An 18603-nucleotide genomic window follows, 5' to 3' on the forward strand; every position below is an offset into this window, starting at 1 on the left:
CCGGGCTCAGGTGCCGGTGAGGCAGCGGCCGACGCGGTCGAGGATGAATCTATACAGCCGCTCGCCCTTGCGTGCCGACGCCGGCAGCGCGCCGCGCGCAAGCTCCAGGCGCACCAGCGAGGGCGCGAGGTAGAGCATCAGCGAGGTGTCGAGCTCGCCGCCCTGTGCGGGTGCGGCAGGCACCTCGAGCAGGTCGCCGAAATCGAGCCCGAAGATGTCGATGGCCATCGTGCTGGCCTCGTCCGTCCGGATGGTGCTCAGGGCTTCGAGGTGCGGATCGGCCGCCTGCGCCGTGATGATGACGAACTCCCGCACGCCTGCCCCGTCCTCCCACGACTCGATAAGTTCGTTCATGACCCGATGCAGCGTCTTGCGGCGGAGCGCCGCCCCTCCTGGAAACGGGTGGGCCGGGGGCTGGACGCCGTACTCGACCGCCGGCGCGCGCACCACGCCGAAGGCGGAGGAGAGGTCGTCGGCCAGGTGCTCGACGATGATCGTGTCGCAGCCGAGCGGGAGGTGCGGGCCGTGCTGCTCGGTGGTGCCGACCGGCACGATCAGCGTGGGCCGCGCGAGGAGGCGCTCCTGCACGGCGATCGGGCTCATCTCCTTGAGCCGCCAGGGATGAGGTTCGTGAGGCATCTCGCTCGCTGGTGGATGGTGCTGGTGCTGCTCGACGGCCTCGTGGCCGTCGAGTGGTTGCGGCGCCCGGCGCCGCTCTGGGTTGCGCTCGCGTGGCTCGGCGGCGGCCTCGCCGCGCTCGCGGTGCGGCCGTGGCGCGGGTGGAGACGTCCCGCGGTGGCCCTCGCGCTCGCGGCGCTGGCTCTCGGGCTCACCGCGGCCCAGGCGCAGCTTCGTACGATCGAGACCGACTGGACCGCGGAGCGTGAGCACCTGGTCAAGGTGGCGAGCAGCACGCTCAACGACCAACTCCACGCCGCCTACCACGCCGTGGCCCACCTCGCCGAAGAAGGTGCCGCCGCGGCCGACGGCGACCGCGAGACGGCGTTTCGCCGCCTCGGACGCGCGGTGCCCACGCAGGGACCCGAGATGGGCGTCACGATCGTGGGCCGGGCCGGTCTGCCGTGGGCCTGGGCCGGGCGCCAACGCCTCGATCCGCTGGCCCGGGGCGACTCGGTCGCGGTGCGGACCACCGGATATTATGTCGTGCTTGAGGCGCGGCGCCAATCGCCGAGCGGGCGCATCGCGGTTGCGAGCCTGTTGATCTGGGCCCATCCCGTCGTGCCGGAGCGCGCACGGAGCCTCACCGAACTGGTGCGCCGCCAGACCGACGTCACCCTCCAGGTATACCAGCCGGGCCAGGCGCCCAGCGACCCCGACGTCTTCGCCTACCGCGAGCCCACGCCGGCCGGCGCGCGCGCGCTCTTGAGCGTGCTGCCCATCCCGCCCGAGCAGGGGGCGGAGAAAGAGCTGGCGCTCGAGCGAGGCACCCGCGCGGTCACCTGGCTGTTGCTGCTCGTGCTGGCGCTCGCCTTTGCGCTCGCGCGGCGGCCGCTCGAGCGCTATCTCGTGCTCGCGTTCGTCCTCTTTCTCGCGGTGCGCGCGCCCCCCGGCGTTGCGCTGGGCGCGCGGGCTCTCTTCTCCCCGGCCACCTACTTCCGCCCGCTCCTCGGTCCGCTCTCGAGCTCGGCCGGCGTGCTCGCCCTCACCGGATTCGTGCTCACGCTGGCCGGCGTGGGGCTCTGGCGCCGCCGGCCGGCGCGGCGGTGGTACGGCGTGGCGGCGGGGGTGGTGCTCGTGCTCGCGGCACCGTGGCTCGTAACCGCGCTCGCACGCGGCATTACGCCGCCGGCGGGTGGCGCGCCGCCGGGGCTCTGGCTCACCTGGGAGCTCACACTCGTGTTCGCGATGTCGGCGCCGATGGCGGCGGCCGCAGCGCTCTTCCGCGCGGGCGCCGCGGCACCGCCCGCAAGCAGCCGGGTCTGGACCGGCGTCGGTATCGCGGTGCTCGCGGCGGTGGTGGGCGTCTTCGTGTGGAGCCCGGAAGGCGGCTGGCCGGAGTGGTACCTCTTTCTCTGGGCGCCGGCGCTCATCCTCGTCGCGTTGCCGGCGCCGCGCGCGGCCACGATAGCCGGCATCGGAATCGTGGCCGGCAGCGCGGCCGCTCTTTCCACCTGGGGCGCGGAGCTGAGCGGCCGGCTGCAGGTGGCGCAGCGCGACATCGCGCGTCTGGGGGAGGAGCCCGATCCATTCGCGGTGCCGCTGCTCGAGAGCTTCGGCGATGTGGTGCGCTCCGGGCACCCGCCGGCTACTGCGTCCGAGCTCTATGCCCTCTGGGGCGGCTCCGAGCTCAGCGATCAAGGATATCCCGCGCACCTGGCGCTCTGGTCAGACAGCGGCGCGCTCCGCGAGGAGCTGCCACTCGACTCGCTCGACCTCCCGCTCCCGCTCGTCTCGTCGCTGGTGCGCGGGCTGGCCCCCGGCATGAAGCAGGCGGTGACCCCGCTTCGGCGGATCCCCGGCGTCACCTACGTGCTCGTGGTGCGCGCGGGGCCCGACAACGTGCTGAGTGTAGGAGTGGGACCGCGGTCGCGGCTGGTGGCGCCGGGGCGGTTGGGCCGGCTGCTCGATCCGGAGCGGCGCGGCTCGTCGCAGTATCGGCTCACGCTCTCGCCGCCGGCGCCGGAGCTCGATGTGGGGCAGGCGCCGCTCACGTGGCGCCGCGAAGACTGGTACTTGCGGAGCGAGCACAACCTCGCGTTTCCCGGCGGCGCGCGTCAGGTCCACGCGGAAATCGATCTGCGCGGCCCGCTCCCGCTCTTCGTGCGCGGGTTGCTCGTCGTGCTCTTCGACGCCGGACTGCTGGCGCTGGTCTGGGCGCTGGCGGAATTCGTCTCCGGCGGCCCGCTGCCCCGGCTCCATCTCAAGAGCCTCTCGCGCTCGTTCCGGTTCCGCCTGGCCGTGACCCTTGCCACGTTCTTCATCGTTCCCGCGGTGGGCTTTTCGGGCTGGGGGTTCGCGCGGCTCGCTGCGGAGGCGGAGCGGGGGCGCGACCTGCTCATCACCCAGACGCTGCGCGACGCGCTCCTCGGCTCGGCCGGGCTCGAGCACGCGGGCCCGGAGGAGCTTGAATCCAGACTGGGCGACGTGAGCCGGCGGATCGACGCCGATCTGGCCTTCTACCGGGGGGGCGCGCTCGTCGCCACCAGTGCGCCGGTGCTCCAGGATCTCGGCGTAGTGGGCCGGCTGATGGACCCCGCGGCCTTCCGCGCCCTTGCGCTAGGTGGCCAGCTCGAGCTCACGCGCGCCGGCCCGATGCCGGAGCTGGGCGAGCGCATCGGCTTTCGCGTGGTCCAGCCGGGGCCGCCCAGCACCGTCGGCGTGATCGCAACCCCGCAGCTCGCCGGCGATTCGAATCTCGGCGCCAAGCAGCTCGACCTGGCGCTCGTGCTCCTGCTCGCGACCATCGCGGGCGTGGCGGCGGCGCTCGTCGGCGCGCGCCGAGTGGCGCGCGCGCTCACCCGGCCGGTCTCCGAGCTCCGCCGCTCCGCGGTGGCGCTCGGTAAGGGGCTACCGATGCCGGCTCATTCGGCGCACCCGCCTCTCGAGTTCGAGCCCGTCTTCGGCGCGTTCGAGCGCATGGCGGCCGACATCAGCGCCAGCCAGACCGCGCTCGAGGAGGCGCGCCGCCGCACCGCGACGGTGCTCGCCACCGTGGCCACCGGCGTCGTGGCGCTCGACCCGAACGGCCATGTGCTCATCGCCAATCGCCAGGCCGTCGATCTCCTCGGGATGCGGCTCGGCGAAGGCGACGCGTTCCTCAAGGGTCTGAGCGCCGAGTGGGTCCTGCTGGCCGATGCCGTCCGAGACTTCCTCGCGGCACCCGCCGCCGCGGACGCGGGCGCCGAGCTCACCGTGGGCGGCCGCCGCTACACCGTGCAGCTCGCCTCGCTCGGCTCCGACGTGCGCGGCGCCGTGCTCGCCCTGAGCGACGTGACCGACCTCTCCCGCGCCGAGCGGGTGCTCGCCTGGGGAGAGATGGCGCGTCAGGTGGCGCACGAGATCAAGAATCCGCTCACCCCGATGCGGCTCGGCATGCAGCACCTCACGCGGGTGTGGCGCGATCAGCAGGCTGATTTCGACCGCACGCTCGAGGAGACTTCCGCGCGCATCCTGCGCGAGATCGACCGGCTCGACACCATCGCGCGCGCGTTCAGCCGCTTCTCGGCGCCCGCCGGCGTGCCCGCGGTGCACGAGCCGCTCGAGCGGCTCGACCTCACGGTAGTGGCGCAGGAGGTGGTCGAGCTCTACCGGCTGGCGGGCGCGGGATCGGGCGCGGCCGTGGAGCTCACGACCGACGGGGCCGCATGGGGCGCCGCGCGGCGCGACGAGGTGAAGGAAGTGCTGGTGAATCTGATCGAGAACGCGCGCAACGCCGGCGCGGCGACAATTCGCGTGGCGGTGGCGCCCGGCTGCCTGCGCGTGCACGACGACGGCGACGGCATCGCGGCGCATCTGCTGCCGCGAATCTTCGAGCCGCGCTTCTCGACCACGACGAGCGGCTCGGGGCTCGGGCTCTCGATCGTGCGGCGGCTGGTGGAGAGCTGGGGCGGAACGGTGGAGGTGGAGAGCGAAGCGGGGCGGGGAACCACGGTCACCGTGCGGCTCGAGCCGGCGCCCGAGCCGGCGGCGCCGGCCGGCGCCGCATCGGACGCATAGGCGTCAGCCGTCTAGTCGAGCCCCGACCCGGCGAGCCCGATCAGCTCCGGCTCGTTGTCCGCCCGCTCGAGCAGCTCGCGCGCCGCCCGCATTTGGCGGTCGTCCATCAGCCGGCGCCGGCTGCCCGGCTCCTCGCCGAAGAGCGTGCGGGCGATCTCGTACCCGAGCTGCCGATCGATGAACGATGCCGCGCCGTCGAACGTCGCCGGCGAAAGCTCCACGTTGTGGCGGAGCAGCGCCGCGCGCACCTGCTCGCGCATCGCGGAAGTCACGGTGAACGTATCGGAGACGATGTTGCCGTTGGCGCGGGCGTTGAGCGCGCAGTCGGCGAGCGCCGCCCGAAACGCCGAGTAGCTGCTGCCGAGGGAGTCGAGGAAGGCGCGTTCGCCCGGGGTGTAGGCCTCGCGGGAGACGACGAGGTCGGGGATGATGCCCTGGCCGTCGGCGAGCGGGCGGCCGCCGTCGGTCCGGTAGCGTACGCCGCGCTCGGCCGCCGAGCGCCGCCGCGCCGCCACGATGCTGTCACTGCGGGTGCGCGGCCGGTGCACACTCCGTCCGCTCGGCGTGAACCAGCGCGCCGTGGTGAGCTTCACCGCCATGTCGCTCGTGAGCGGGTAGGTGGTCTGGAGGACGCCCTTGCCGTAGGTGGGCTGGCCGATGAGCACCGCGCGGTCGTGGTCCTGCAATGCGCCCGCGATGAGCTCGGCCGAGCTGGCGGTGCCGTCGTTTACGAGGAGTGCCAGCTTGAGTCCCGGCCACTGCTCGGCTTCCGGTGCCACGTACACCTTCGAGTGTCCCGCGGTGCGGCCACGGGTGACCACCACGGTGTCACCCTTGGGGAGGAACAGCTCGGCCACTTCGACGCCCTGCTTGATGAGGCCGCCCGGATCGTTGCGCAGGTCGAGCACGAGGGAGCGCATGCCGCGCTTGCGGAGATCCCAGATGACGCCCGATAGCTCGTCGGCCGCGCTCGCACTCAGCGAATGGAGGGCGACGTAGCCGACGGTGGGAGTGACGAGGAGGCCGGGCGAGGTGGCGGGGATGTGGATCGGGTGATCGGCGAGCGCGCCCGGCGTCGGGATCTCTCCGGTGCCGGACATCTGTCGATTGAAGTCACGGTAGCCGTCGCCCATCAGCAGCTCGGCGTACGGGTCCTTGATCTGGTCCACCAGGGTGCGCGCCGTCTTCTGGAACAGCTCCGTGCCGTTCGGGGCCACCAGCGCGTGGTCGTGGATGATCGAGAGCACCGTCTCGAGAATCCGGGCCTGCTGGTAGAGGTTGCCGTCCGCCGAGTCTCCGCGGCGGACGAGCCACCCGCCGGAGAGAAAGGAAAGGACGGCCACGAAGGCAAGGGCGCCCAGGCGTTGCTTCATCGGTGGAGGTCTCCGAGGCTCGCGGTGACATCACCGCGAAATGCCAGATCCTTCGCCGCTTGCACCGGCGCGGCGGGGGTAACTGACGGGAATAGAGCCGGTTGTTAGGGGTCGGGCAGATGGCGGGCAAATACGGGGCCGTGCGGATGGCACTGTGGCTCGTGGCCGTGATGGCGGCGCCGCTCGGCGCGCAGATGCGAGCGGGCAACGGTGCCGCGCAGCCGGATTCGGCGACACCAAGTGCGGCGGCGCCGAGCGCGCTGCACGCGGCCATGCCACCGATTCCGAACGGCGACCTGGGCTACACGTTCTGCCGAAACGGGCTGGCTGAGACCTGGATTCGCGCCGACGTGATCGGGACGGCGCAAGCGGATGAGGTTCTGGCGCACGAGGCGGTGCACCGGGCGCAGGCGGCAGCCGCGCCGAGTTGCGAGGAGTTCTTCGCGAGCGTGCGCTCGGCGCGGCGGGTGGTGGAGGTCGAGATTCCGGCGTACTGCGCGCAGTGGCGCGTTGTGGCGGCGCGGGGCGCCGAGCGCGCGGCGACGCTCAGGGAGTACGCGTATCGGATTTCGGCGCAGTCGGGGGCGATGGAGAATCGGATCGACGTGCTGGAGATGTTGAAGCGGGCGTGCCCATAGCGGCGCCCGGGCCCGCGGCGCTTCGGCGGCGCATGATGATGCGGGCGTTGGGCATTCGGCTGCGTGCCGGCGCGCCGTGCCGCGGTTTCCGGGTCCATGCTGCGCGCGTGTCGAGCGATAGGTTCTGCGGAACCTCGCCCCGGCGGCTCTCATGCTCGCGCGCATCCGATCGGCCGCCGTCTTCGGCATCGATGCCTATGCGGTGGACGTCGAGGTGGACATTACGAGCGGGCTGCCGTCCTTCGTCACGGTCGGTCTACCGCAGGGCGCCGTGAAGGAAAGCCGCGAGCGGGTAAGCGCGGCGCTGGTGAACAGCGGGCTCGAGTTTCCGCTCCGGCGGGTGACCACCAACCTCGCGCCGGCGGACCGGCCCAAAGCCGGCTCGGCGTTCGATCTCCCGATCGCGCTCGGCATCGTGGCGGCGAGCGGGCAGGCGGCGGCGGCGGCGCTCGACGGGGTGCTCGTCGTGGGTGAGGTCGGGCTCGAGGGCGATCTCCGGCCGGTGCGGGGCGCGCTTTCGATTGCGCTCGCGGCGCGCGGGCTCGGTTGCCGCGGCGTGATCGTGCCCGCGGCCAATCTGGCCGAGGCGGCCGTTGTGGATGGCATCGAGGTGCGGGGTGCCGCCACGTTGCGGCAGGTGTACGAGTTCATGGCGGGCGGGGCCGAGCTTCCGCCGGCCCGCACCGATCCGGCGGCGCTGCTCGACGGTGTCGCGGGCGACGTCGCCGACCTTGCTGATGTGCGGAGCCAGGCCGCGGCCAAGCGCGCGCTCGAGGTGGCGGCGGCCGGATCGCACAACGTGCTGCTCATCGGCCCGCCTGGCGCCGGCAAGACCATGCTCGCCCGCCGGCTTCCGGGCATCCTGCCAAGCCTTACTCTGGACGAGGCGCTGGAGACGACGCAGGTGCAGAGCGTGGCTGGCATGCTGCCGGCCGGTCAGGCGCTCGCCACCGGCCGCCCGTTTCGAGCGCCGCATCACACGATCAGCGACGCGGGTCTCATCGGCGGCGGCTCGTGGCCGCGCCCGGGCGAGGTGAGCCTGAGCCACGGCGGCGTGCTCTTTCTCGACGAGCTGCCGGAGTTTCGCCGGAACGTGCTCGAGGTGTTGCGCCAGCCGCTGGAGGACGGCGTGGTGACGTTGAGCCGCGCGGCGCGGAGCGTCACGTTCCCCGCGCGGTTCATGCTCGTCGCGGCGATGAACCCCTGTCCATGCGGCTACGCGGGCGATGTGCTGCGCGAGTGTCGCTGTGCGCCGGAAGCGGTGGAGCGATATCTGGCGCGGATCTCAGGGCCCCTGCTCGATCGGATCGATATTCATCTCGCGGTGCCCGCGGTGCCGTCGCCGGAGCTCACCGCGAACGATGGGGCCGAGCCGAGTGCGGTGGTGCGCGCGCGGGTGGAGGCGGCGCGGGCGCGGCAGCGGCACCGATTCCGGGGCAGACCCGACCTGCATTCCAATGCTCACATGCAATCGCGTGACCTGCGGCGGTTCTGTCCGGTGGGTGAGCCGGCTGCGTCGCTGCTGAGAAGCGCCGCGGAACGGCTAAGTCTATCGGCGCGAGCGTGCCATCGCGTCGTCAAGCTCGCACGCACGATCGCGGACCTCGCTGGCGACGAGGTAATCGGCGTAGCCCACCTGAGCGAGGCGATTCAGTATCGGAGTTTGGATCGGAGGCGTGCTGCGGTATGACGAAGCGCGCATCCAGCGTTTGCCTTTGACAAAAACCTCAACCTGCTTGCGGCTGTTGATGCGCGTCCGCCCCTTGCCGTTCCGGAAATCGACACCGCAACGCCTTCCTCCCATCTTCCCCCGGCAGCGGCACCACGCCGCCGCGACTCAAGACTTTACCACACTGGGCGGCTTCGAGCCCGACACGCGCCAGAGCGGCGGCCGGACCTCCCGTAGTGCACCCCTTCAGCCGGCAGGAGGATTCCATGCCCGCGCAAGCCACCATGCTCTCACCGCAGCAGCTCATCGACGCCGCCAAGGCGCCCGAGATCGCCTTCGGCAACAAGGACTGGAACGCCGTGAAAGCGGCGATCACCCCCGACTTCGTCTACGACGAGATCGCCACGGGGCGGAAAACGAACGGTGCGGACGAGGCGCTGTCGCTCTGGAAAGGATGGGCCGCCGCGTTCCCTGATTCCAAGCCCACCTTCCACAACGCCGTCGCGAGCGGCACGACGGTCGTGCTGGAAGCCACCTGGAGCGGCACCCACAAGGGACCGCTGCTCACGCCGAACGGCACCGTCGCACCGACCGGCAAGCGGATCGACGTCCGCGCCTGCATCGTGAACGAGATGGCGGGCGAAAGGGTCCGCGTGCAACGCCACTACTTCGACATGGCCACGCTGCTCCGCCAGCTCGGCGCCGGCGCCTGATCCACACGCATCGGGCGGGGCGCCGGATGGCCGCCCCGCCCGCCGTCACACCCGGCTCAGCTCGATGATGCTCGACGCCTTCCGCATCATCTCCTGCCGGCGCCGGGTCACGGCCATCAATCGCCAGAGCCACATGCCGGCCGGCGTCCGCTGGAGGCGGCGGCCCTCGTCCAGCATGATCCGCTCCTCCGTACACGCCCAGCCGTAGGGGAGAAAGAACTTCGGCCCCTCCTCCGGCCCGAAGTGCATCGGCGCGCCGCCCCGCTCCAGCGCCTTGCCGTACCGGCGCTGCATGAACTTGAGAATCCAGGGCGACGCGACCTCGGCGAGCCACGTCGCGAAGCTGAGCGGCGCGTGCAGGTCGGTAGCGAGACTCGCCACCTGCTCGGGCTTGAGGTAAGCCAGCAATCCCTCGGTCACCACGACGACGCGGCGCGACTCGCCGCCCAAGCGCGCGAAAAGCGCGCGCCGGCCCTCGAGATCGGTGAGGTCGAGCGCCACCGTCTCGAGCCGGCACCTCGGCGTTTCCCCCGCGAGCTGCTCGGCCTTGTACGCCAGGATGCCCGGCAGGTCCACGTCCACCCACCGCAACCGTGCCGGAAGGTCGAGCCGGTACGCCCGCGCGTCCAGCCCGGCCGCGAGGTTGAGCACCGTATCGCACCCGTCGCGCGTGACCGCCCGCATGATCAGCTCGTCGAGCACCGCCGTGCGCACGATCATCGCCCATGCCATGCCGCGACCCCAGCGCAGGCCGCGCACGATCTGTTCGCCCTGCTCGCCGGCGAGCCGCCGCGCGAACGGGTCGTGGAAAAGCGCGTCGGGCCGCTCGGTCTCCATCGCCCGGTAGAAGGCGACCCACCGCGCCGTATCCGAGATGTGCGTGATCGGGGCCATGGCGTTCTCCTAATCCTCGTCGTGTCGCGCCGGCCGGCGCGTCCGCTTGAGCGCACCGCGGCGGCGCTTCCGGTCGAGGCGCTGAGCCTTTGCCGCCGCAGGCGGGCGAGTCCGCTTGCGCGGCTTCCGCTCCGCCAGCGCGCGCCGCACCACTTCTTTCAATCGCGCGGTGGCGTCCTCGCGATTCCGCAACTGGCTGCGCGAGCCGCTCGCCACCACCCGGAGCCGCCCCTCCGAGTCCAGTCGCGTCTCAAGCCGGGTGAGGAGCCGCGCGCGGATCGCCTCGTCGAGCGAGGGCGACCCGGCGACGTCCCACACGACCTCCACCCGCGTGGACGACGTGTTCACGTGCTGTCCGCCCGGCCCGCCGGCGCGCGACGCGCGAAACACCAGCTCGGCATCGGGCACGGTAAAGCCCGGGACGTCCCCGGGCGCGGGCGATCGAATCACGCCACAACGGTAACGCATCCGGCGCGGCGCGCCAGCATGCCGCTCCGGCACGTCGTAGCGCACGCCGCGCGGCGCCGTTCCGCTGGCGACCATCTCCCGGCCCGCGTACGTTTCCCCCATGCCCGCGCTCGCCGCTCTGCAACATCTTCTCACCGGCTACGGCCGCGTCCTCCTGGGCTACTCGGGGGGCGTGGATTCCGCCCTCCTCGCCGTGGCCGGAAGGCGGGCGCTCGGTCGAGAGCGTCTGCTCGCCGTGCTCGGCCGGAGCGCGTCGTATCCGGCGGTGCAGTGGCACGCGGCGCTGGACCTCGCGCGGCGCTTCGACATTCCGCTGCTCGAGCTCGACACGCGCGAGCTGGATGATCCGCGGTACCGCGCCAACGCCCCGGACCGCTGCTACTTCTGCAAATCCGAGCTCTGGACGCGGCTGGGCAAGGTGGCCCGCGAGCGCGGATTCGACGCGGTCATCGACGGGACCAACGCCGACGACTTGGGCGAGCACCGCCCGGGCACCCGCGCCGCCGGCGAGCACCGGGTGCGCTCGCCGCTCGCCGAGCTGGGGTGGACCAAGGCCGACGTGCGCGCCGCGGCGCATGCGCTCGACATTCCCACGTGGGACGCGCCCGCCGCGCCCTGCCTCGCGAGCCGAGTGGTCTATGGTCTCGAGGTGACGCCCGCGCGCCTGAGCCAGGTCGAGCGAGGCGAGGCCTACCTCCGCTCGCTTGGCGTCACCGGCGACGTGCGCGTGCGGCACCACGGCCTTGTCGCGCGGCTCGAGGTGGGCCGCGAGCACCACGGCTGGCTCGGCGAGCGCTGGGCGTCGGTGTCCGCGGCCTTTGCCGCGCTCGGTTTCGGCGGCGTCGAGCTGGACCCGCGGGGGTATCGGCGCGGGAGCCTGCTCGCGGTGCTGGAGCACGCCGGCGCGGGCCAGCCCGGCGGCTGATGCGGCTCTTCGTCGCGCTGCCCATTCCCGAGCCCGCGCGCGACGAAATCGCGGGCCTGCTCGGCCGCCTCAGGGCATGCGAGTGGCCGGTGCGCTGGGTGCGCGACGAAGGTCTCCACGTCACGCTCAAGTTCTACGGCGAGGTGGCGCCGGAACGGCTCGACGTAATCGAAGAGTCAGTGCGCTTTGCCGCGGCGGACAGCGCTCCCGTCTCACTCCGCCTGGCCGACGTCGGCTCGTTTCCCTCGGCCAGGCATCCGCGCGTGCTCTGGGTGGGACTCGAGCCCCCGTCCGCGCTCACGCTGCTCTATGACCGGCTCGAGCGCGGCGGCGAGTCCATCGGTTTTCCGCCCGAGGGCGCGCCGTTCTCCCCGCACGTGACGCTCGGCCGAGTGCGCGAGGGCCACCGCCTCCCCCCCGGCGCGCTCGACCGATTTCGAGGAGGCCATCCCAAGGTGTCCTTCCGCGCCGAGCAACTCGTGCTCTATGAGAGCCTGCTCTCGTCCGAGGGCCCTCGCTACGAGGCGCGGCTTGCGCTCACGCTCGGCGAATGAAGGGCTGCATCACATGCTCGTTCCGCGTGCTCGGCTGCCTCGGCCTCGTGGTGCTGCTCGTTGTGGGTTGGCTCTACCGCGACCGGCTCGGCGCGGCCTGGCGGACGCTCACCGGTCATCCCGCCGAGGTCACGAAGGCGGCGCCGGGTGCGGCGGCGCTCGAGAGCGCGCGGGGGAAGCTCAATGCGGTCACCCGCGGGCGCGCCGACTCCGTCGTGCTCACGGCCGCCGAGACCGCGTCGCTCGTGCGTGAAGGACTGACGCCCGCGGTGCGCGACCGGCTCGACTCGCTCCAGGTGACCCTGCTCGATGGCGGCATTCGCGTCGGCGCAGACGTCGAGACGGGCGGCGTCGCCCACGAGCTGCTCGGCCCGCTCGCATTTTTTCTGAGCGATCGCCAGCGGGTGCAGGTGGCCGGTCCCGTGCGGGGTACCTCTCCGGGACACGCTGCCTGGACCATCGAGAGGATGGAGATTCACCACATTCCCATTCCGACCGACGCCGTGAATCGATTCGTTTCCCACGCGCTTGGACGCACCGACACGCGCACGGTGCCGCTCACGCTACCGGCCGGCGTGCGGGCCGTGCACATCCGACCGTCGGGCACCGTGCTGGTGGGGACGCGGGCGCGGTGAGCCGGGCACCGTGAGGGGAGTGCCGTGAGCCAGCGCGTTCTCATCGTCGACGACGAGCCCGGCATCCGCCAGGCGTTGAAGCAGGTGCTCGAGTACGAGGGGATGGAAGTGCGGAGCGCCGCCTCGGGTGGCGAGGCGATCAGCACCTACCCCGAGTTCCGCCCGCGGCTGGTCTTCCTCGACGTCAAGATGGCCGGGCTCGACGGCCTCGAGACGCTCACGCGGCTGCGCGATCTCGACCCGCACGCCGTCATCGTGATGATCTCGGGCCACGGTACCATCGCGACCGCCGTCGAGGCGACGCAGCGCGGCGCGTTCGACTTCCTGGAAAAGCCGCTCGACACCGACCGGCTGCTCGTCACCGTGCGGAACGCATTGCAGCACGCGACGCTCACCGGCGAGAACGAGCGGCTGCGCGAGCTGGCGGCGAGCCGCTACGCGATGGTGGGCGGCGGACCCGCGCTTCAGGGCGTGCGCGAGCTGATCGCGCGGGTGGGACCCACGAGCGCGCGCGTCCTGATCACCGGCGAGAACGGGACCGGCAAGGAGCTGGTCGCACGGGCGCTGCACGAGGCCTCGCCTCGGCGCGGGCGGGCGTTCATCGAGGTGAACTGCGCCGCGATCCCGTCGGAGCTGATCGAGAGCGAGCTGTTCGGGCACATGAAGGGCTCGTTCACCGGCGCGTTTGCCGACCGCGCGGGCAAGTTCGAGCAGGCGGACGGCGGCACGCTCTTCCTCGATGAAGTGGGCGACATGTCGCTCCCCGCGCAGGCCAAGCTGCTGCGCGTCTTGCAGGAGGGCGTGGTCACGCGGATCGGCGGCGCCAAGGCGATCCAGGTGGACGTGCGCGTCATCGCGGCGACGAACAAGGACATCGGGCTTGAAATCGCGGAGCAGCGCTTCCGCGAGGACCTGCTGTACCGGCTCAACGTGGTGGAGATCCTGGTGCCGCCGCTCCGCGAGCGGCTGGAGGACGTGCCTGCGCTCGTCGCCTTCTTCACCCAGCAGCTTTCGGCCGGCGCGGGAGTGGCGCCGAAGCCGTTCGCGGAGGATGCGGTGCGGCGGCTTCAGGCGCGGATGTGGCCCGGCAACATTCGCGAGCTGCGCAACGTCGTCGAGCGCGCGCTCATCCTGGCGCCGGGCAAGACAGTCACCGCCGCCGACATCGATCGGCTCTTTCCCGGCGCCGACGGTCCGCTCCCGCCGTCGGTCGCGGCCGCGGGCGCGCAGACGTTCGAGAACTTCAAGCACGAAGCCGAGAAGGCGTTCCTGCACCAGAAGCTGCGGGAACACGACTGGAACGTTTCCGAGACCGCGCGCGCGCTCAAGATGCCGCGCTCCAATCTCTACAAGAAGATCGAGCGGTACGGGCTCACGCGGGAATCGATGTGAGCACGCCGCCGCGGGACTGGGACAAGGAGCTGGCGGCGATCGACCGCGCGATCGAGCGGAGCGCGCCGCCCGCGGGTACACCGGCAGCGCCGAGCCCGGGGCGTCCCGGCGGAGCACCCGCCATGGGCGCGGCGCCGGCTGCCGCGCTGCCCGCGGCGGCATCGTCCGCGAGCCCCAAGCCCGCGCTCCCCGCGCATGTCGCCGGCCCGCGCGCGACCACGACCACGTGGCTCCGCGTCGTGCTCGCCGCCGTGCTCGCGGCGGCGGTACCGTTCTGGCCCTACGGACGCGCCTGCGGGGCGGGGCTCTTCCTCTATCTAGGCGTGACCGGAATGGTGGTGCTTGCGGGCGGGTGGAGCGCGGTTTCGGCTTGGCACCGCCGGCGGCCGCGGGCGCACCTCGTTGCTCTGCTGGTGACACTCTGGGGCGTGGGGCTCGTCGCGCACGAAATCCTCCCGCGCATCGGGTACGCCCGCGCCGTGGCACACTGGACCTGCGGCTGAGTACCTTCCGCCATGCCCAAGACCTACCAGAACTTCATCGGCGGTGAGTGGGTGGCGCCCGCGGGTGGCGCCTACTTCGAGAACCGAAATCCGGCGGACACCGGCGATCTCATCGGTTGCTTTCCCGACTCCGGCCCCGAAGATGTAGCGGCCGCGGTGCGTTCGGCGCAGCGCGGCTTCGACCGCTGGCGCCGCACGCCGGCCCCCGCGCGCGGCGACGTGCTGCGCCGCGTCGGTGACCTCCTCACGGCCCGCAAGGACGCGATCGCCGAGGCGATGACGCGCGAGATGGGGAAGGTGGTGGCGGAGACGCGGGGCGACGTCCAGGAGGGGATCGACACCGCGTACTACGCGGCCACGGAAGGCCGGCGCCTTTTCGGCCAGGTGGTGCCGTCCGAGCTTGCGAGCAAGTGGGCGATGACGTACCGGCGCCCCATTGGCATCTGCGGCCTCATCACGCCGTTCAACTTTCCGATGGCGATCCCCACGTGGAAGTCGTTTCCCGCGCTGCTCTGCGGCAACGCGGTGATCCTCAAACCATCGGAAGACGTGCCGCTGACCGCGCACACGCTGGTCGAGATCCTGCTCGAGGCGGGGCTTCCGGCCGAGGTGATTCAGCTCGTGCACGGGCGCGGCGAGGTCGCGGGCCGAGCCATCGTGGAGCATCCCGACGTGCCGGTGATCTCGTTCACCGGCTCGACCGACACCGGCGCCATCATCGGCGAGATCTGCGGCCGGATGCACAAGCGGCTCTCGCTCGAGATGGGCGGAAAGAACGCGCAGATCGTGATGGACGACGCGAACCTCGATCTTGCGCTCGAAGGCGTGCTCTGGGGCGCGTTCGGCACGGCGGGCCAGCGCTGCACGGCGACGAGCCGGCTCATTCTCCACGCGCCGATCTACGAGCGCTTTCTGCAGCGCGTCGCGGATGCCGCCGGCAAGCTCCGCCTGGGCGATGGCCGCGTGCCCGCCACCGAGGTAGGGCCGCTCATCCACGAGGCGGCGCGGGAGAAGGTCGCGTCGTACGTGGGCGTGGGCCGCGGCGAAGGCGCCGAGCTGGTGACCGGCGGCCGCGAGCCGGGCGGAGCGCTCGAGCGGGGCTGGTTCTTCGAGCCGACGATCTTTGCCGGCGTGCGCGCGGGCAGCCGGCTCGAGCAGGAGGAGGTTTTCGGGCCGCTGCTGAGCGTGGTGAAGGTGGATTCGTTCGACGAGGCCGTGCGGGTGAACAACGGGGTGCGGTACGGTCTTTCCAGCTCGATCTACACCTCGAATGTGGATCTCGCCTTCCGCGCGCTCGAGCTGCTCGACAACGGAATCACCTACGTCAACGCGCCCACGATCGGGGCGGAAGCGCACCTGCCGTTCGGCGGGGTCAAGGCCACCGGCAACGGCCACCGCGAGGGCGGCTGGGAGGTTTACGATTTCTACTCGGAGACCAAGGTGTGCTACGTCGACTATTCCGGCCGCCTGCAGCGCGCGCAGATCGACACCTACGACGCGTAAGCGTAACGCGTAAGCGTAAGGCGTGAGCGTAGCGCGTGAGCGGCGCGGGTCGAATGCGCCCAAGTGTGAGCCACGTCGCCCCGCTCGTGTGCCGCAGGCTCCGCACTGGCGCCATGCACGCAATGAATGTCGCGCGTGCCGTTGCGCGGGGACGCGGCGGTGGGTAAGGTACGCGCAGTGAGAGTTTGCGCGGGGCACTCCGTGGTGAGGTCGAGTCGTATGCGTCCAATGCAGGTTGGCTCCGGCAGGCGCGGGCCGTCTTTCGACGAGGGATCGCTGGACCAGTACCTGCGCGAGATCAGCAGGTACCCACTCATCCCGCAGGAGGAGGAGGTCAACCTCGCGCAGCGCATCCGCGTGGGCGAAGCCGAGGCGCTCGACAAGCTCGTGCGCAGCAACCTGCGCTTCGTCGTATCGGTGGCCAAGAAGTATCAGAACCAGGGCGTCTCGCTCGCCGACCTCATCAACGAGGGCAACCTCGGCCTCATCCGCGCGGCGCACAAGTTCGACGAGACCAAGGGCATCAAGTTCATCTCGTACGCGGTGTGGTGGATCCGCCAGGCCATCCTCCAGGCGCTGGCGGAGCAAAGCCGCATCGTCCGCGTGCCGCTCAATCGCGCGGGCACGCTGCACCGCATCGGGAAGCGCTCGTCGGCGCTCCTCCAGGAGCTGGGCCGCGAGCCCACGCCGTCCGAGATCGCCGAGGGCATGGACATCTCGATGGAAGAGGTGCAGAAAACCCTCTCCATCTCGCAGAACCACCTCTCGCTGGACGCCCCGCTCACCCCGGGCGAAGACAACAAGCTCCTCGATTATCTCCCCGACACGCAGAACCCCGGCCCCGATTCGGAGACCTTCGAGCACGCGCTCACCGAGTCAATAGAGGAAGTGCTCTCGACGCTCAAGGAGCGCGAGGCGAAGATCCTCCGGCTCTACTTCGGCCTGGATGGCCCCGAGCCGATGACGCTGGAAGAAATCGGCAGCCTGCTCGGCATCACGCGCGAGCGGGTGCGGCAGATCAAGGAGAAGGCGCTGAGTCGGCTGCGCCATGTGAGCCGGGCGCGCGCGCTGGAGAGTTTTCTGGCCTGAGCGCCGCGGCCACCTGATCCCACTCGATGAGAAATGCGTCGTGCCCGTACACCGAGGCGATCTCGGTGTAACGGGCGTTTGCGCCCGCCGCCCGATAGGCGGCGGTCCAGTCGCGCACCTCCGCGGGGTAGTAGAGGATATCGCTGTCGATCCCGACGCCAACGATCTCACGCACCCGCTCGGCCGTGGCGCGCCCGGCGGCGGCGAGGTCGCCCACGTCGTGGAGATCCATGGCGCGCATGAGCGCCACATAGCTCGCGGCGTCGAACCGCGCCACCAGCTTTTCGCCCTGGCGGCGGAGGTAATGCTCCACGTCGAATCGCCCGGCGGTCCGGGTGCGTTCGCGTCCGAAGCGCGCCGCGAATTCGGGCGCCGAGCGGTAGGTGATCATCGCGATCGCGCGCGCGGCCGCGAGCCCGGCGGCCGGGCCACCGCCGGCCGGGTACCGGCCTCCTTGCCACGCCGGGTCGGCCTCGATGACCATCCGCTGCGTCGCGTTCCAGGCGATGGCCTGCGCGGACGTTGCGGCCGGCGCCGCGAACACGACAAGCCGGTCCACCGGCACCGGGCTCAGGCGCCCCCACTGGAGGGCCACCATGCCGCCGAGCGAGCCGCCGCTCACGCAGGCAAGGCGCGTGACGGCGAGGTGCTCGAGCAGCGGCACGTGCGCGCGGGCCAGGTCGAGCGAGCTCAGAGCAGGGAACCGGGGACGCGCGCCGGCCGGCCACTCGCCCGGGCCGGTCGAGCCGTAGCAGCCACCCAGCAGGTTGGCGCTGACGATGGCGTGACGCGTGGTATCGAGCGCGCGACCCGGCCCCACGAGCGGCCCCCACCAGTCCGCCACGTGCGCGTTGCCGGTGAGCGCGTGGAACGCGAGAATCCAGCCGTGCTCTTCCGCGGCCTCGATGTCGCCCGTGACCTCGAAGCGGAGGCGCGCATCCTCCAGCACCTCACCGGCGGCCGTGGTGAAGCTGCCGAGCGCGAAGTCGCGCGCCACGCCGGGCGTGGGGGATGTCACGGTCATAGGGACCCGGCGGCCGCGCCGGGCCGGACGGGCGCGGCGCCGGTGCTCACCTCGGTGAGCCGGCCGGTGTCGACGTCGAACACCATGCCGCGGATCACCGTCGTCCGCGCGATGAGCGGCGACGCGCGCAGGAACGCGACGTCGTCGCGCACGCTCTCCTCCAGATCGGCAAACCCCTGCACGTCGAGCTGACTCGCGTCGGCGCCCAGATCGCGTTTCACCCGGGCGCGGACGTCATCGTTGCTCAAGCCCAGCATGGCGCACCGCGTGTGGTGCACCACCGCGATTTCGTTGGTGCCGGCCATCCGCTCCGATACGACGAGCGAGCGCAGCGCCTCGCGGGTGCGCCCGCCGGCGTTCCGGATCACGAACGCGCTTCCCTGATCGAGCCCGAACGCGACGAGCGGTACGATCCGCGGGTCCATGCAGGTGACGAGCGCGAGCCGGCAGTCGCCCAGCGGACGGATCGCGCGCGGCTCGAGGCCGCGCACGTATTCCGCGTTTGCCTCGAGCATGGCATCGACAGCGGAGGTCATCGGCCGGTCC

The 18603-nt window shown here is 71.6% G+C and carries 17 protein-coding genes; 11 read left to right on the forward strand and 6 right to left on the reverse strand.

What is annotated here, in order from left to right:
- Positions 1–6 precede the first annotated feature (6 nt).
- Positions 7–639 (reverse strand): creatininase family protein, encoded by a 633-nt coding sequence (locus VFW66_14695; GenBank protein ID HEX5387949.1) that lies wholly within the window; start codon positions 637–639, stop codon positions 7–9.
- On the opposite strand from VFW66_14695, the gene VFW66_14700 reads away from it, so the two are divergent.
- Entirely contained in the window at positions 631–4677 is a 4047-nt protein-coding gene (locus VFW66_14700) for an ATP-binding protein (protein ID HEX5387950.1), read from the forward strand. The two genes, VFW66_14695 and VFW66_14700, sit on opposite strands and share 9 nt — an antisense overlap.
- 11 nt (positions 4678–4688) lie before the next feature.
- Here VFW66_14700 and VFW66_14705 read toward each other — a convergent pair whose 3' ends face one another.
- Positions 4689–6050 carry a S41 family peptidase gene (locus VFW66_14705; protein ID HEX5387951.1) on the reverse strand — a complete coding sequence of 454 codons (1362 nt, stop codon included), beginning with the start codon at positions 6048–6050 and terminating at the stop codon, positions 4689–4691.
- 146 nt (positions 6051–6196) lie between these two features.
- On the opposite strand from VFW66_14705, the gene VFW66_14710 reads away from it, so the two are divergent.
- The 3 genes from VFW66_14710 (at position 6197) to VFW66_14720 (ending at position 9070) form a co-directional block, all read left to right on the forward strand.
- Complete coding sequence (locus tag VFW66_14710; protein ID HEX5387952.1) at positions 6197–6688, forward strand: hypothetical protein; 492 nt, start codon at positions 6197–6199, stop codon at positions 6686–6688.
- Between the two features lie 151 nt (positions 6689–6839).
- Positions 6840–8378, forward strand: a complete 1539-nt coding sequence (locus VFW66_14715) for a YifB family Mg chelatase-like AAA ATPase (GenBank protein HEX5387953.1) — start codon at positions 6840–6842, stop codon at positions 8376–8378.
- 245 nt (positions 8379–8623) lie between these two features.
- Positions 8624–9070: an ester cyclase gene (locus VFW66_14720; protein ID HEX5387954.1), complete on the forward strand. Its 447-nt coding sequence runs from the start codon at positions 8624–8626 to the stop codon at positions 9068–9070.
- A gap of 45 nt (positions 9071–9115) precedes the next feature.
- Here VFW66_14720 and VFW66_14725 read toward each other — a convergent pair whose 3' ends face one another.
- Entirely contained in the window at positions 9116–9964 is an 849-nt protein-coding gene (locus tag VFW66_14725; GenBank protein HEX5387955.1) for a class I SAM-dependent methyltransferase, read from the reverse strand.
- A 9-nt stretch (positions 9965–9973) separates the two neighbouring features.
- Positions 9974–10534, reverse strand: a complete 561-nt coding sequence (gene arfB, locus VFW66_14730; protein ID HEX5387956.1) for an alternative ribosome rescue aminoacyl-tRNA hydrolase ArfB — start codon at positions 10532–10534, stop codon at positions 9974–9976.
- Between arfB and larE the strand changes: the two genes are divergently transcribed.
- The 7 genes from larE to VFW66_14765 all read left to right on the forward strand — a co-directional run bounded on the left by larE (position 10533) and on the right by VFW66_14765 (position 17033).
- The gene (gene larE / locus VFW66_14735) at positions 10533–11357 is read left to right on the forward strand and encodes an ATP-dependent sacrificial sulfur transferase LarE (GenBank protein ID HEX5387957.1); all 825 of its coding nucleotides are present in this window, start codon (positions 10533–10535) and stop codon (positions 11355–11357) included. The genes arfB and larE overlap by 2 nt on opposite strands.
- The gene (thpR, locus tag VFW66_14740) at positions 11357–11911 is read left to right on the forward strand and encodes an RNA 2',3'-cyclic phosphodiesterase (GenBank protein HEX5387958.1); all 555 of its coding nucleotides are present in this window, start codon (positions 11357–11359) and stop codon (positions 11909–11911) included. The genes larE and thpR overlap by 1 nt, the downstream gene beginning before the upstream one ends.
- Positions 11908–12546, forward strand: a complete 639-nt coding sequence (locus tag VFW66_14745) for a hypothetical protein (GenBank protein ID HEX5387959.1) — start codon at positions 11908–11910, stop codon at positions 12544–12546. The genes thpR and VFW66_14745 overlap by 4 nt, the downstream gene beginning before the upstream one ends.
- Positions 12547–12570: 24 nt before the next feature.
- Positions 12571–13938: a sigma-54 dependent transcriptional regulator gene (locus VFW66_14750; protein HEX5387960.1), complete on the forward strand. Its 1368-nt coding sequence runs from the start codon at positions 12571–12573 to the stop codon at positions 13936–13938.
- Complete coding sequence (locus VFW66_14755; GenBank protein HEX5387961.1) at positions 13935–14441, forward strand: hypothetical protein; 507 nt, start codon at positions 13935–13937, stop codon at positions 14439–14441. The genes VFW66_14750 and VFW66_14755 overlap by 4 nt, the downstream gene beginning before the upstream one ends.
- Positions 14442–14453: 12 nt before the next feature.
- Entirely contained in the window at positions 14454–15944 is a 1491-nt protein-coding gene (locus VFW66_14760; GenBank protein ID HEX5387962.1) for an aldehyde dehydrogenase family protein, read from the forward strand.
- 228 nt (positions 15945–16172) lie between these two features.
- Positions 16173–17033, forward strand: coding sequence for a sigma-70 family RNA polymerase sigma factor (locus VFW66_14765; protein ID HEX5387963.1), 861 nt, complete (start codon positions 16173–16175; stop codon positions 17031–17033).
- Here the strand turns inward: VFW66_14765 and metX are convergent.
- Both metX and VFW66_14775 read right to left on the reverse strand, forming a co-directional pair.
- A complete protein-coding gene (gene metX, locus VFW66_14770; protein HEX5387964.1) occupies positions 16963–18057 on the reverse strand; it encodes a homoserine O-acetyltransferase in 1095 nt (364 codons plus the stop codon). The genes VFW66_14765 and metX overlap by 71 nt on opposite strands.
- Positions 18054–18593, reverse strand: coding sequence for a carbonic anhydrase (locus VFW66_14775; GenBank protein ID HEX5387965.1), 540 nt, complete (start codon positions 18591–18593; stop codon positions 18054–18056). The genes metX and VFW66_14775 overlap by 4 nt, the downstream gene beginning before the upstream one ends.
- Between the last annotated feature and the right edge of the window lie 10 nt (positions 18594–18603).

This window comes from Gemmatimonadales bacterium, assembly GCA_036279355.1.
GTDB lineage: Bacteria > Gemmatimonadota > Gemmatimonadetes > Gemmatimonadales > GWC2-71-9 > DASQPE01.